Origin of the sequence: Maribacter spongiicola (assembly GCF_052119685.1) — a bacterium.
GTDB classification, from domain to species: Bacteria; Bacteroidota; Bacteroidia; order Flavobacteriales; family Flavobacteriaceae; genus Maribacter; species Maribacter spongiicola_A.
Genome location: NZ_JBGQOO010000010.1, coordinates 95,592 through 109,475, shown reverse-complemented (window position 1 = coordinate 109,475; position 13,884 = coordinate 95,592). Strand labels below are relative to the sequence as shown.

The following is a 13,884-nucleotide window of genomic DNA, read 5'->3' as shown; positions in this document are numbered from 1 at the left end:
AAAAGGGGCGTTTCGCCCCTTTTTTTATGCATTTACTTTAACTCTCCAACCATATTTGTCTTCAGACTTATTGTATTGTATGTCTGTTATGGTCTTTTTAAGTAGTAGACCATAGCTATTTTCTAACTCTGGTAGATCATAATCGGTATCTCTAAAACCAAAACCTGATATTGGTGATATTACAGCTGCCGTACCTGCACCGAACATTTCTTTTAAAGATCCGTCCTTAGCTGCATCAACAACTTCTTTTACGGTAATTTTTCTAACTTCTGTTTTAATGCCTAAATCTTTGGCAATTTCTAATATACTTTTTCTAGTAATACCATCAAGAATACGATCACTAGTTGGGCCTGTTAATAAGGTATCGTTAATTCTAACGAAAATATTCATGGCACCTGCCTCTTCTATAAATTCGTGGTTGGTATCATCTGTCCAGATTACTTGGTTGTACCCTTTAGCTACAGCTAATTGTGTTGGATAAAACTGACCGGCATAGTTACCACCTGCTTTGGCATAACCAACCCCACCATTGGCAGATCTAGAATATTTTTCTTCTATAAGTACTTTTACTTTTCCAGAAAAATATGCTCCAGATGGAGCAAACGCGATAATGAATTTATATTCATCGGCTGGTGAAGCATGAAAGCCATTTCCAGAAGCGAACATAAAAGGTCTTATATATAATGAACTACCTTCTTGTGTTGGTATAAAATCTTTTTCAAGGTTTAGAAGTGCAATTAGACCTTCCATGAAATAATCTTCAGGAATTTGTGGAATACACATTCTCTCGGCAGAAATATTAAAACGCTTATGGTTTTCTAATGGTCTAAATAAAAAGACATCATTATTTTTATCCTTATAAGCTTTCATACCTTCAAAAATAGATTGCCCGTAATGAAAAATCTTTGACGACGGGTCAAGCGTAATTGGCTGGTAAGGTGTAATCTTTGGTGTTTCCCATGCACCATTTTTATAGGTACAGATTAACATATGGTCGGTAAATACTGATCCGAAAGCAAGATTTTCAAAATCTATTTGATCAATTTTTGAAGTTTTAACCTTTTCTACTATGATATCTTTAGATGAAATACTCATGAAATACGTAACTTTAGTTGATTAAAATTAAACAAATATCCATACTAGCACTTCTTTTTCAGTTTTAAATTGATGAGTTTTGTGGGGAAATCAACATTTTTAGGATTTATGAAAGGATTTAACATTTTACTTGTGTTTTTATTTGGAGTTTTTTCGTGTTTAGGACAGCATGAAGCTAAAAGCGGATCGGCAGAATTCTATGGCGAGGAGTTTAAAATCATTTCTTTAAGTAGTAAAGATGATGTAATGAAGCAATTTACATCAATGCCAGTTTCAGATTCTTTAAATCTTCAATTTAAAACGAAGGTAAAAGAGGTTTGTAAAGTAAAAGGATGTTGGATGATTGTTGAGCTACCACAAGGGGAACAGGCTATGGTTCGTTTTAAAGATTACGGATTCTTTATGCCTGCAGATATTCTAGAGAAAGAAGTCGTTTTAAACGGCTTAGCATTTGTTGAAGAAATGAGTGTTGATGATCAAAAGCATTATGCAAAAGATGGTGGTAAGACAGAAGATGAGATAGCAAAAATTACAGCTCCAAAAAGAACATATAGTTTTGAAGCATCAGGAGTATTAGTCCCAAATTAATTTGAAAAGAGAAATTATTACTACAGGCGATGGTTCTAAAACCATTCAGATTATGGATTGGCAAGAACAGTACCACTCTAAACACGGTGCTATTCAAGAAGCCTATCATGTATTTATCAAGTCTGGGTTAGATTTGTTCAAAGACCAAGAACTTCATATTCTTGAAATTGGTTTTGGTACTGGTCTTAACGCCTTTATTACATTAATTGAATTTGAAAAACGCAATTTACAAATCAAGTATACCGGTGTAGAGGCATATCCTGTTTCAAATGAAGAACTCGAACAGCTTAATTATTTAGAAGAATTAAAATCACTTTCTAGAAAAGAAGATTTTGATTTTATGCATTCATCGCCATGGAATAAAGTGGTTGAAATTAGCCCAAATTTTAGTTTACTTAAAGAACAAAAGTTTTTCAAAGAGATTGATGCGGTCGCCGAATATGATCTGGTTTATTTTGATGCTTTTGGTGCTCGTGTGCAACCAGAATTATGGACGGTCGAAATCTTTCAAATCATGTTCAATGCCATGAAAAATGGCGGGTATTTAGTTACTTATGCAGCTAAAGGAAGTGTAAGGCGAGCTATGTTAGAAGTGGGCTTTCTAGTAGAACGGCTTCCTGGACCTCCTGGTAAGCGAGAAATGCTGAGAGCAAAAAAACAATAATATTTTTCTTGTTAATATAACTTTAACGCGCTGCACATCAATAGGTTCGGCGACAATGTTAAATCGGAATTAAATTGTGTATCAAAAATCTTCAAAATTGATACCTTTAGTCCATGAAAGTATTGATTACAGGTGCGACGGGTTTAGTTGGTAGCGAGTTAGTCTCTCAATGTCATGAAAAAGGTTATAAAGTTAACTACTTAACCACGCGTAAAAATAAGATTGTCTCTGAAGATAATTATCAAGGTTATTTCTGGAACCCGAAGTCGGGCGAAATAGATTCTAAGTGTTTAGATGGAGTTTCTGTTATTATTAATTTGGCAGGTTCTAGCATTTCTAAACGGTGGACGACTAGTTATAAAAAAGAAATTATAAATAGTAGGGTCAACACCTTAGAACTACTTAAGAATACACTTTTAGCGAATGAAAATCATACGGTAAAATCACTAATTTCTGCATCTGCGATAGGTATTTATCCAGATTCGGTAAGTAATTTTTACACGGAAGAAGAAGCTTCTGTTGATGATAGTTTTTTAGGAGAGGTAGTAGCTGTCTGGGAGAAAAAAATTAACGAATTTAAACCCTTAGGGTTAAAGGTTGCCAAAGTTCGTATCGGTTTGGTCATGTCAAAAGAGGGTGGTGCATTGCCAGAAATGGCAAAACCGGTTAAATATTATGTAGGCGCAGCTTTTGGTTCTGGTCAACAATGGCAATCTTGGATACATATTACAGACCTAGCAGCCATATTTCTTCATATAGCTAAATATGAATTGAAAGGTACATATAATGGAGTCGCTCCAAACCCGGTCACTAATGCCAAGCTGGTAAAGGAAATTGCTAAGGCATTAGATATGCCGCTAATTTTACCAAATATTCCTAAACTTGTAATGTATACGGTACTTGGTAAAATGGCATATATTTTATTCGCAAGTCAGCGTGTTAGTAGTAAAAAAATTGAAGAAGAAGGGTTTGTTTTTAAATATACCAATATCTGTCAGGCACTTGGGGCTATTTATGATACTAATGCTGAATGTACGCCTTCTAAAGGTAAGGTGACAAAACAATACGTGTCTTAAAAGTTAATCTTTTATTCAGATGAAATGAAATCCGCTTTTGGCGGATTTTTTTTTAATCTTTTGCGACATCGTGACATTTTGACATTTTTAAAAAATTGGCAGTACTTTTGCCTGCTTTTAATCAGCGATTTAAATTACAATAAATTATGAGTGATAAAGAAAACACTTTGGATGATGAATTCTTGGAGGATGCGCTATTAGATGGCGAAGATCAAGAACAAAAGCTAGAGAATGAAAATGCAGAGGAAGAAAAGTCGGTAGAAGAAACGCTTAGCGACGAACTGGCAAAAGAAAAAGATAAGTTTTTAAGACTATTTGCAGAATTTGAGAATTATAAAAGACGTACTTCAAAAGAGCGTATGGAGTTATTTAAGACTGCTGGGCAAGAAGTAATTGTTTCATTGTTACCTGTTTTAGATGATTTTGATAGAGCTATGAAAGAATTGGCAAAGTCAGATGATAAAGATGCATTTACCGGTATTGAACTAATTAATGTTAAGCTTAGAGAGACTCTTAAAAATAAAGGTCTAGAAATGGTTGAGGCTAAGGCCGGCGATGTTTTCGATGCAGAAATACACGAAGCAATAACTCAAATACCAGCACCTGACAAAAAGATGAAAGGTAAAATTATCGACGTTATCGAAAAAGGTTTCAAGCTGGGCGATCGTATTATTAGGCATCCAAAAGTAGTAGTAGGAAATTAAAAAATTGGAATGAAGGAAGATTATTATGAAGTATTGGGCATCAGTAAGAGTGCAACTGCTGCAGAAATAAAAAAGGCATACCGTAAAAAGGCATTGCAATATCATCCAGATAAAAATCCGGGAGATAGCTCGGCCGAAGAGAAATTCAAAAAATCTGCTGAAGCTTATGAAATATTAAGTGATGCCGATAAGAAAGCTCGTTACGATCAGTTCGGTCATTCTGCTTTTGAAGGCGGCGGTAGCGGTGGTTTTGGCGGTGGCGGTATGAATATGGATGATATCTTCAGCCAATTTGGTGATATTTTCGGTGGCGGCTTCGGCGGTGGGGGCTTTGGTGGCTTCGGCGGTGGCGGTGGTCAGCGAAGAGTGAAAGGGAGTAATCTTCGTATCAGGGTGTCATTGACTTTAGAGGAGATTGCAAATGGTGTAGAGAAAAAAGTTAAGGTAAAACGAAAAGTTCAGGCTGAAGGGGTTACCTATAAAACATGCTCTACCTGTAATGGTAGAGGTCAGGTCACCAAAATTCAGAATACGATTTTAGGTAGAATGCAAACAGCTGCTGTTTGTAGCACTTGTGGTGGTAGCGGTCAAATTTTAGACGGTAAACCTGGCGATGCAGATGCACAAGGTTTAAAGGTTGTCGAAGAAACGGTTTCTATAAATATACCTGCAGGTGTAGAAGAAGGTATGCAGTTAAAAGTGCCTAATAAAGGTAATGAAGCTCCAGGAAATGGAGTGCCAGGAGATTTATTGGTTGCCATCGAAACCCAAGAGCATAGCACCCTTAAAAGAGAGGGCGATAATTTACATTATGATCTTTATGTTAGTATTTCAGAAGCTGTATTAGGTACTTCGAAAGAAATTGATGCAGTAGGTGGCAAAGTTCGTATTAAATTAGAAGCTGGTATTCAATCTGGTAAAATACTTAGACTTAGAGGTAAAGGTATTACTAGTTTAAATGGTTATGGTGCCGGTGATATATTGGTGCATGTAAATGTTTGGACACCTAAAGAATTAAATAAAGAGCAGAAAGAGTTTTTTGAAAAAATGCAGGGCAATGATAATTTTGAGCCTAAACCAGAGAAATCTGATAAGTCATTTTTTGAAAAAGTAAAAGATATGTTCTCGTAGATACTAAATATTTTGTTTTTAAATAAAAAACGTATATTTGAAATAATATTGGGCAACCAATATTAATTTTCTTTTTCATAGCAATTTTTTTCCCATCCTTGATTTATCAAGGGTGGGTTTTGCTTTTTAGGTTAAAAATGACTTCTCTTCCCTTTGATTTAAAATGTTGTTTTATAAAGGAATCATAAAGAGGATAGCTAGTCGAAACATTTCAATATCTTTGAAGAAATTGAGTACATGAGTCACATTTTGGTCGCTAAAGATGTCTCCAAACAGTTTGGGAGCCATACGGCATTAAAAAACGTTTCCCTCGAAATTCCTAAGAATAGTATTTACGGCTTACTGGGTCCGAATGGGGCTGGTAAAACCACGTTAATACGTATTATAAATCAAATTACATATCCTGATCAAGGATCCGTTTATTTTGACGGCGAACTATTGAAATCTGAACATATTTCACAGATTGGATATTTGCCCGAAGAACGTGGTTTGTATAAAAGTATGAAGGTGGGCGAACAGGCACTTTATCTTGCTCAGCTCAAAGGTTTATCTAAAGATGAAGCAAAAAAACGCCTAAAGTATTGGTTCGAAAGATTGGAAATTGGCGATTGGTGGAACAAAAAAATACAGGAGCTTTCTAAAGGTATGGCGCAAAAAATACAGTTTGTGGTTACCGTACTGCATGAGCCAAAACTGTTGATTTTTGACGAACCGTTCAGTGGTTTTGATCCTATTAATGCCAATATTATAAAAGAGCAGATCTTAAGTTTAAAAGAAAAAGGTACCTCTATAATTTTTTCTACCCATAGAATGGAATCTGTTGAAGAATTATGCGAGTATATCGCCCTGATTCATAAGTCTGAAAAAATACTGGACGGCAAATTATCAGATATTAAGAAAGCCTATAAGAACAATATTTTTAAAATTGGGTTAGAGACCGATAATCATGAAGTATTAGTTCGTGAAATACAAGATAAGTTTGATGTACTTACCCAAGAGTATAATAACATTGAAAAACAATTGAACCTGACCGTTCAATTACCTTCTAATGAGTCTAGCGAAATTCTATCTTTTTTAGGTACAAGAGCCAATGTAAATGGTTTTGTAGAAACAATACCTTCTGCAAATGATATTTTTATTAAGACCATCCAAAATAAAAATCTGGACAATGAATAAGTTACCTCTAATTATAAAACGGGAATATATTGCGAAGGTTAGAAATAAGTCTTTTGTCGTTATGACATTTTTGAGTCCTTTTTTAATGGTAGGTATGATTTTGTTGATCGCATATCTTACCCAGTTAAATGATAATGATAAAAAGGTAATTGGTGTATTGAACGATAGTAGCTATTTTTCAAATGAATTTGTAACATCAGAAGCTACATCCTATATAAATTTCAAAGATATTTCATTGGCTGCTGCTAAAGATTCTACCCTTAGTTTAGGCTTTTACGGACTTATTTATCTACCAGACGAACCTAATTTAGAGCAAGTAGCTCAACGTGCATTCTTTTATAGTAAAGATGCACCAAGTGCTACAATTCTAGACAAATTAGAAAATTCGATTACTGGCAGATTACGGCAAGAGAGACTACGTGAAATGGGGTTGTCGCCAAAAGAATATGCTGAAATGGATCGCAGCTACAATATTAATATTGAAACGTTCGATGGAAATCAAAATATAAAGGGTATTAATGAAATTAAAGCGATAATCGGTGGCGCTTTTGGGTATCTAATAATGATGTTCATTATAATATATGGCGGTTTTGTAATGCGAAGTGTTATTGAAGAAAAAACGAGTAGAATTATCGAAGTGATTATATCTTCTGTAAAACCATTTCATTTAATGATGGGTAAAATTATAGGTACCTCTTTGGCAGGTATTACCCAATTTGCAATTTGGATCGTCTCTGGCGCTATTTTGCTATTCATCGGCCTGGCTATTTTCGATATTGATCCTGCTAGTTTAACCAAAGGTGGCGGTATGGCACCGGGCATGGCTAATGGTGCAAATGTAGATGTTGATGCCCTTACTCAAAATATTCAATTATACGCTCAAGAAATTTTTGATTTGCCCATTTTTGCGATGCTGTTTTTTTTCATTGTCTATTTCGTTTTGGGTTATTTAATTTATAGCTCTATTTACGCGGCTATTGGTGCTGCAGTGGATAATGAAACCGATACGCAACAATTTATTTTTCCCGTAATTCTTCCACTGATGCTGGCGATTTATGTGGGGTTCTTTTCTGTATTCAGCAATCCGAACGGACCTATAGCTGTTGCATTTTCCCTTTTTCCTTTGACATCACCTATTGTAATGTTAATGCGTTTGCCTTGGGGTATTGGTGAAGGTGGCGTACCGGTTTGGCAATTGATTACATCAATTTTAATATTAATAGGTACTTTTATTGGTATTGTTTGGGTGGCTGCGAAAATATACCGCGTAGGGATTTTAATGTATGGTAAAAAACCAAGCTATAAAGAATTGTATAAGTGGCTTAAATATTCGTCATGATCCAAGAAAGTACAGAGAAGATAAAAGAAATAATAGAAGATGATATTTGGGGAACTATAAAGAAATTTTTAGACCTAGGTTATCATTTCGGCGAGGGTGAAAAGTCTATTCACATAACCATTGGGTTACTATTATTGCTGACCGTGGCTTTCTTATTGACCAGTACTATTCTACAGGGAATACGTCGGTTTTTTACAAGAAAAATGGAAGCCGATGATAAACTCAAGTTTATCAGCATTTTTAAATTTATTAAATATCTGGTATATGTTATAGTCATACTTTTTACAATGAGTGCTGCTGGTATAAATATTACCATTCTTATTACCGCATCGGCAGCATTATTCGTCGGACTTGGATTGGCTTTACAGGAGATTTTTCAAGATATCATTGGTGGTATTTTCATTATTGTAGATAAGTCATTGAGGGTAGGCGATATCATTGAAATAGATAATAAAGTCGGTAAAGTATTTGAAATTAAATTACGTACTACAAGAGCTATTACCAGAGATGATAAAGTTATCATTATACCAAATCATAAGTTCATTAGTGATATCGTTTATAATTATACACAAAATCATAAAACGACAAGAGAATTGGTACGTGTGGGTGTGGCTTATGGTAGTGATATTGAATTGGTGACCAACTTGCTTTTAGAAGTTGTTAAATCGCAAAGAAATATATTAAAGAGTCCGAAACCATTTGTCATTTTTGAAGATTTTGGAGACTCGGCTTTAATTTTTGCAGTGAACTTTTATATTACAGATAGTTTTACCGATCCACGTGTAAAAAGTGAAGTGCGGTATAAAATCGATGCCGCTTTTAGAAAAAATAATATTTCGATACCATTTCCTCAAAGAGATATTCATTTGTTTCAACAAGGTCCCTTTCAGCATAGCAATGTTTCAAATGCAGACAATAATGATAAAGCATAGCAGACTATTTCTGTTTATAGGCTTGTTGATCGTTTCTATAAATTCAATAGAAGCGCAAACACCCGATGTTTTTAGGTTGGAATATATGCTAATGCCAGAAAATAGTGGCGATGTTGAAACCTCACGAATAAAATTGGTTTTGAACGTACCTATTGCGGTTCGTGATAAAAAAGATTTTTTGGTATTAGGTACAGAGTATAATCGATATAACTTCGAAGTGCCAGATGACCTATTCCCAAATTCAGGAGATTTAAATAAGTTTCATGTACTAGATGTAAACTTGGCATACATGTATAAGTTGAGTGAAACTTGGCGATTAATAGGTGTTGTAACGCCAAGATGGTCTTCGAATTTTGTACAAGAATTACAGAAAGAAGATTTTAATATGAACTACACTGCTGGGGCATATAAAAATATAAAAGATGTAGACAAACCCTATATGTTGGTTTTAGGTATTTCATATAATGGTACTTCGCCAATAGATGTTCCTTTGCCGTTTGTGTATTTCGAGAAACGATTTCATCCTAACTGGTCTTACACGTTAGGGGTTCCGAAATCGGGTATGAAGTACTTTACTAAAAAAGGACATTTCTTTCAGACCGAAATATTTTTAGATGGGTATTATGTAAATATTCAAAACGATATTTTGTTGCCGGGTAATAATTTATCTACCGATGTATCTTCTACGGCATTATTATTGACATTAGGGTATCAGTATAAGATAACTAAAGATATGTCCGTTTACTTTATAGGTGGTCGGTCTATTTATCAAAATAGTGCATTACGTAATGAAGATAGAGATGACATTTTTACATTAAACGATGCATCAGGTCTTTATTTTAGAACAGGAATAAGAATAGGAATTTAAAAAGCAGTTATGTCAAAAATATTAGTAATAGAAGATGAAGCGGCAATTAGAAGGGTATTGGTCAAAATTTTATCCGAAGAAAACGATTCATACTCTGTAGAGGAGGCTGAAGACGGATTAAAAGGAATTGAAACTATTAAAAATAACGACTATGATTTGGTGCTCTGCGATATAAAAATGCCTAAGATGGATGGCGTAGAGGTACTTGAAGCTGCAAGAAAAATAAAACCTGAAATTCCGTTTATAATGATATCCGGACACGGGGATTTAGATACTGCGGTAAATACAATGAGGTTAGGCGCCTTCGATTATATCTCAAAACCGCCAGATTTAAATAGACTGCTAACTACGGTTAGAAATGCTTTAGATAGAAAAGTTCTTGTTGTAGAGAATAAAAACTTGAAGAAAAAAGTAAGTAAGAATTACGAGATGATCGGCGAGAGTAGCGAAATAGATACTATCAAAGAAATGATAGAGAAAGTTGCGCCAACAGATGCTCGTGTTCTAATTACGGGATCTAATGGTACAGGTAAAGAACTTGTAGCACATTGGCTACATGAAAAAAGCCCTAGAAGTTCAGGATCATTTATTGAAGTGAATTGTGCTGCTATACCATCAGAATTAATAGAAAGTGAGTTGTTCGGGCATGTAAAAGGTGCATTTACCTCGGCAGTAAAAGATAGAGCAGGTAAATTTGAAACTGCTAATAAAGGGACCATCTTCTTAGATGAAATTGGTGATATGAGTCTTTCTGCCCAAGCAAAAGTACTTAGAGCGCTTCAAGAAAGTAAAATATCGCGTGTAGGTTCAGATAAAGATATAAAAGTCGATGTGCGTGTAATCGCAGCTACCAATAAAGATTTAAAAAAGGAAATTGAAGAAGGTAATTTTAGAGAGGATCTATACCACAGGTTGGCAGTAATTCTTATACAAGTACCAAGTCTTAATGATAGACGCGCTGATATTCCTTTATTAATAGAACATTTTTCAAATAAAATTACTGAAGAGCAAGGTATGGTTGCCAAAACTTTTTCTGATGCGGCAATTAAATTGTTAAAAGCCTATGATTGGACAGGTAATATTCGTGAACTTCGAAATGTTGTAGAACGTTTAATTATACTTGGCGGTCAAGTGGTTTCAGAAGATGATGTAAAATTGTTTGCCAGTAAGTAATCTTTAATGATTATTTAGTAGCAGCGCAATTACCAATTTTATTCAATGCTTCTTGGGTAATTTCTTTGGTGCGTAAGTTGTAATATTTGCTTCCTTCCGAAATATTCGGTTTTAGTAATTGAGCTTCACATTCATCGTGAATTCTACGGGCGAATGCGGTTGCATCTTTACAATTTACGCTCTCAACTACTTTATCAAGTGATATACGATACTTTTCTAAAGAAATATCAATAGTTTCGAACAGGCTCTTGTTATGTGATGCTTTACTAGTTGCTGTTGTTTTTGATGTCGAACTTGTGTTCATCGAAAGTGCGTCGCTAGCATAGGCGCTTTCATGTGTATCGTGAGATTCTAATACCAAAATAGTATTGTTCGTAAGTTCTATAGATGCGTTCAAATAATTAATAGTACCTTCTAATGTAGTAGATTTTGTAGCAAGTGATAATACTTCTATATTTTCAAGCATGCTTTCTTTTGCATATTTACAACCACAAACATTTAATTGATTCTTAGATTTTTCTAAAGCACTCAGCGCTTTGTAAGCATAAAATCGTGCTTGATTAATATCTTGTGTTTGTAATGCTGCATTGATTTGCGATTTCGCATAACCCATATTAGAATTTGCATATTCGCACTCTACATTCGAGCTAAATGAGGATAGGGATAGTAGTGCAATAGCACAGAAAAAAAAGATATTTTTCTTCATAAGTAGGTGATTTAGATGTAAAATTTGGGATCTTACATCGATAAATTTATATCCTTTACCTTGTTGAAAATATTATTTTCGATACAATACACATCAATTAGGATGAACGGAATTTGTGCGAATTATATTACTTAGCTTTTGTTGCCAAATTAGTATTCATAACTATTAAATTTTATATTTCAGAATGGATAAAATAAAAGTAGACAATTATAGAACCAATAAGAACTTTAAAATCTCTGATAATGAGACTTTTGAAGATTTTGGTAAGTCTGAAAAGGAACTGAAAAAAGAATTATCAAAAATTAGAAGAGAACTAGGGGAGTTTCAAGATACTATTTATGCTCATGGCAAATATAGTATTCTTGTATGCCTACAAGGTATGGACACCGCTGGTAAAGATAGTTTAATACGAGAGGTGTTTAAAGATTTCAATGTTAGTGGTGTAGAGGTGCACAGTTTTAAAGTACCTACAGAATTAGAACTGAGCCATAATTATCTTTGGCGTCATTATTTAGTGTTGCCTGCAAAAGGTAAATTCGGCGTTTTTAATAGAACCCATTACGAAAATGTATTAGTAACTAGAGTGCACCCAGAATATATTTTAAACGAACATATACCGGGTATACATACGGTAGAAGATATTGATCAGAATTTTTGGGATAAAAGATTTGAACAGATCAATGATTTTGAACGACACCTTGCCGAAAACGGAACCTTAATATTTAAGTTCTTTCTTAATCTCTCTAAAGAAGAGCAACGTCAACGTTTATTAAGAAGGCTTGCCTTAAAAGAAAAACACTGGAAATTTTCTCCAGGAGATTTAAAAGAGCGTAAACTATGGGACGTTTACCAACATTGTTACGAAGAAGCTATTTCTAAAACAACCCATGATCATGCGCCATGGTTTGTAGTGCCTGCAGATAATAAGAAAGCAACAAGAATAATAATCGCTTCAATTTTATTAGAATCGTTAAAAAAATACAAAGATATCAAAGAGCCTATGTTGAGCGAAAAAATAATGGCTAATTTAGACAGCTATGAAGAACAACTACAAAGTGAATAGTAAACTTGCGCTTTTATTTGTTATTGCTTTCACATATGTGGGGTCGTCACAAAATACAGATCAAGAACAGATAAAGAAACTTTATGATGTAGCATTGACAGAAGGTGCTGGTTATAATTGGTTGAATTATTTATCGAATCAAATTGGTGGGCGACTATCGGGATCTATACAGGCTCAACAAGCTGTTAATTATACAAAATCTCAATTAGATTCTTTAGGCGTTGATAAAGTTTGGTTGCAACCGGTTATGGTACCTAAGTGGGTTAGGGGCACACCTGAATTTGCTTATTACGAAACTTCGCCAGGTGCCACTACGAACGTGGCTATTTGTGCGTTAGGTGGTTCAGTACCTACTCCGCAACAGGGTATTAAAGCCAATATAATTGAAGTTGATGGTATAGAACAGTTGGCTATTTTAGGTAAGGATAAGATTTCTGGTAAAATCGTATTCTTCAATAAACCGATGGATGCTACCCAGATAGATACCTTTACTGCATATTCCAATTGTGTTGATCAGCGTTATGCCGGTGCAGAAGAAGCCTCTAAATACGGTGCATTGGGTGTAATTGTACGCTCGTTGAATCTGCGCTTAGATGATTACCCGCATACGGGTTCAATGGGTTATGGGGAACAGCCGGAATCAGAAAGAATACCTGCTGCTGCTATTAGTACCAATGGTGCTGAATTATTGAGTACTTCGTTAAAGCTGAATCCAGAAATTAACTTCTATTTTAAACAAAACTGTAAACAATTTAATGATGTAGAGTCATTCAACGTTATTGCAGAAATTAGAGGAACAACGAAACCTGAAGAGGTGATTGTAGTTGGCGGACACCTAGATTCTTGGGATTTAGGCGATGGTTCTCATGACGACGGTGCCGGTTGTGTTCAAAGTATGGAGGTTTTAAACCTTTTCAAAAAAACAGGTTACAAACCTAAACATACCGTTAGAGTTGTTCTTTTTATGAATGAGGAAAACGGATTAAGAGGTGGTAATAAATATGCCGAAATTGCCAATGCCAATAATGAAAAGCACATATTCGCTCTAGAAAGTGATTCTGGCGGATTTACACCTCGCGGATTTACTATCGATAGTTCTGATAAGAACTTTGAGAAAATATTGACCTGGAAAAATCTTTTTGAACCTTACCTAATTCATTCCTTTGAAAAAGGATTTAGTGGTGCAGATATTGGTCCGTTGAAACAAGAAGGATTAGTTCTTGCAGGGTTAAGACCAGATTCTCAACGTTATTTTGACCATCACCATGCCGAGAACGATACTTTTGAACATGTAAATAGACGCGAACTACAATTAGGTGCTGCTTCTATGGCAAGTTTGGTATACTTAGTAGACAAATATGGATTCTAA

At 34.8% G+C, this 13,884-nt stretch carries 14 protein-coding genes; 12 read left to right on the top strand and 2 right to left on the bottom strand.

Features of this window, described 5'->3' with window-relative positions:
• Positions 1-24 precede the first annotated feature (24 nt).
• Entirely contained in the window at positions 25-1,095 is a 1,071-nt protein-coding gene (locus ACEN2N_RS14470) for a branched-chain amino acid aminotransferase (protein ID WP_441824994.1), read from the bottom strand.
• A gap of 108 nt (positions 1,096-1,203) precedes the next feature.
• On the opposite strand from ACEN2N_RS14470, the gene ACEN2N_RS14465 reads away from it, so the two are divergent.
• From ACEN2N_RS14465 to ACEN2N_RS14420, 10 genes are all read left to right on the top strand, one after another.
• Positions 1,204-1,683, top strand: coding sequence for a DUF4920 domain-containing protein (locus ACEN2N_RS14465; protein WP_441824993.1), 480 nt, complete (start codon positions 1,204-1,206; stop codon positions 1,681-1,683).
• 1 nt (position 1,684) lies between these two features.
• Positions 1,685-2,347 (top strand): tRNA (5-methylaminomethyl-2-thiouridine)(34)-methyltransferase MnmD, encoded by a 663-nt coding sequence (gene mnmD, locus ACEN2N_RS14460; RefSeq protein ID WP_441824992.1) that lies wholly within the window; start codon positions 1,685-1,687, stop codon positions 2,345-2,347.
• Positions 2,348-2,460: 113 nt separating this feature from the next.
• Complete coding sequence (locus ACEN2N_RS14455) at positions 2,461-3,423, top strand: TIGR01777 family oxidoreductase (protein WP_441824991.1); 963 nt, start codon at positions 2,461-2,463, stop codon at positions 3,421-3,423.
• Positions 3,424-3,569: 146 nt separating this feature from the next.
• The gene (locus ACEN2N_RS14450; RefSeq protein ID WP_441824990.1) at positions 3,570-4,127 is read left to right on the top strand and encodes a nucleotide exchange factor GrpE; all 558 of its coding nucleotides are present in this window, start codon (positions 3,570-3,572) and stop codon (positions 4,125-4,127) included.
• Positions 4,128-4,136: 9 nt separating this feature from the next.
• The gene (gene dnaJ / locus ACEN2N_RS14445; protein WP_441824989.1) at positions 4,137-5,258 is read left to right on the top strand and encodes a molecular chaperone DnaJ; all 1,122 of its coding nucleotides are present in this window, start codon (positions 4,137-4,139) and stop codon (positions 5,256-5,258) included.
• A 237-nt stretch (positions 5,259-5,495) separates the two neighbouring features.
• Positions 5,496-6,434 carry an ABC transporter ATP-binding protein gene (locus ACEN2N_RS14440; protein WP_441824988.1) on the top strand — a complete coding sequence of 313 codons (939 nt, stop codon included), beginning with the start codon at positions 5,496-5,498 and terminating at the stop codon, positions 6,432-6,434.
• Positions 6,427-7,773: an ABC transporter permease gene (locus ACEN2N_RS14435; protein ID WP_441824987.1), complete on the top strand. Its 1,347-nt coding sequence runs from the start codon at positions 6,427-6,429 to the stop codon at positions 7,771-7,773. Before ACEN2N_RS14440 ends, ACEN2N_RS14435 begins: the two co-directional genes overlap by 8 nt.
• Positions 7,770-8,705, top strand: a complete 936-nt coding sequence (locus tag ACEN2N_RS14430; protein ID WP_441824986.1) for a mechanosensitive ion channel family protein — start codon at positions 7,770-7,772, stop codon at positions 8,703-8,705. The genes ACEN2N_RS14435 and ACEN2N_RS14430 overlap by 4 nt, the downstream gene beginning before the upstream one ends.
• Positions 8,692-9,573, top strand: coding sequence for a DUF6268 family outer membrane beta-barrel protein (locus ACEN2N_RS14425; RefSeq protein WP_441824985.1), 882 nt, complete (start codon positions 8,692-8,694; stop codon positions 9,571-9,573). The genes ACEN2N_RS14430 and ACEN2N_RS14425 overlap by 14 nt, the downstream gene beginning before the upstream one ends.
• A gap of 9 nt (positions 9,574-9,582) precedes the next feature.
• Positions 9,583-10,746, top strand: coding sequence for a sigma-54-dependent transcriptional regulator (locus ACEN2N_RS14420; RefSeq protein ID WP_441824984.1), 1,164 nt, complete (start codon positions 9,583-9,585; stop codon positions 10,744-10,746).
• A gap of 10 nt (positions 10,747-10,756) precedes the next feature.
• Here the strand turns inward: ACEN2N_RS14420 and ACEN2N_RS14415 are convergent, their stop codons facing one another.
• Complete coding sequence (locus ACEN2N_RS14415; protein WP_441824983.1) at positions 10,757-11,452, bottom strand: hypothetical protein; 696 nt, start codon at positions 11,450-11,452, stop codon at positions 10,757-10,759.
• A gap of 184 nt (positions 11,453-11,636) precedes the next feature.
• Here ACEN2N_RS14415 and ACEN2N_RS14410 point away from each other — a divergent pair, with 184 nt between their 5' ends.
• Positions 11,637-12,515, top strand: a complete 879-nt coding sequence (locus ACEN2N_RS14410) for a PPK2 family polyphosphate kinase (protein WP_441824982.1) — start codon at positions 11,637-11,639, stop codon at positions 12,513-12,515.
• On the top strand, positions 12,490-13,884 hold the full coding sequence (locus tag ACEN2N_RS14405) for a M20/M25/M40 family metallo-hydrolase (protein ID WP_441824981.1): 1,395 nt from the start codon (positions 12,490-12,492) through the stop codon (positions 13,882-13,884). Before ACEN2N_RS14410 ends, ACEN2N_RS14405 begins: the two co-directional genes overlap by 26 nt.

Coding starts and splice junctions, on each gene's coding strand:
- ACEN2N_RS14470 (WP_441824994.1), bottom strand. CDS start 1,095: ATGAGTATTTCATCTAAAGATATCATAGTAGAAAAGGTTAAAACTTCA.
- ACEN2N_RS14465 (WP_441824993.1), top strand. CDS start 1,204: ATGAAAGGATTTAACATTTTACTTGTGTTTTTATTTGGAGTTTTTTCG.
- ACEN2N_RS14455 (WP_441824991.1), top strand. CDS start 2,461: ATGAAAGTATTGATTACAGGTGCGACGGGTTTAGTTGGTAGCGAGTTA.
- ACEN2N_RS14450 (WP_441824990.1), top strand. CDS start 3,570: ATGAGTGATAAAGAAAACACTTTGGATGATGAATTCTTGGAGGATGCG.
- dnaJ (WP_441824989.1), top strand. CDS start 4,137: ATGAAGGAAGATTATTATGAAGTATTGGGCATCAGTAAGAGTGCAACT.
- ACEN2N_RS14440 (WP_441824988.1), top strand. CDS start 5,496: ATGAGTCACATTTTGGTCGCTAAAGATGTCTCCAAACAGTTTGGGAGC.
- ACEN2N_RS14435 (WP_441824987.1), top strand. CDS start 6,427: ATGAATAAGTTACCTCTAATTATAAAACGGGAATATATTGCGAAGGTT.
- ACEN2N_RS14430 (WP_441824986.1), top strand. CDS start 7,770: ATGATCCAAGAAAGTACAGAGAAGATAAAAGAAATAATAGAAGATGAT.
- ACEN2N_RS14425 (WP_441824985.1), top strand. CDS start 8,692: ATGATAAAGCATAGCAGACTATTTCTGTTTATAGGCTTGTTGATCGTT.
- ACEN2N_RS14420 (WP_441824984.1), top strand. CDS start 9,583: ATGTCAAAAATATTAGTAATAGAAGATGAAGCGGCAATTAGAAGGGTA.
- ACEN2N_RS14415 (WP_441824983.1), bottom strand. CDS start 11,452: ATGAAGAAAAATATCTTTTTTTTCTGTGCTATTGCACTACTATCCCTA.
- ACEN2N_RS14410 (WP_441824982.1), top strand. CDS start 11,637: ATGGATAAAATAAAAGTAGACAATTATAGAACCAATAAGAACTTTAAA.
- ACEN2N_RS14405 (WP_441824981.1), top strand. CDS start 12,490: ATGAAGAACAACTACAAAGTGAATAGTAAACTTGCGCTTTTATTTGTT.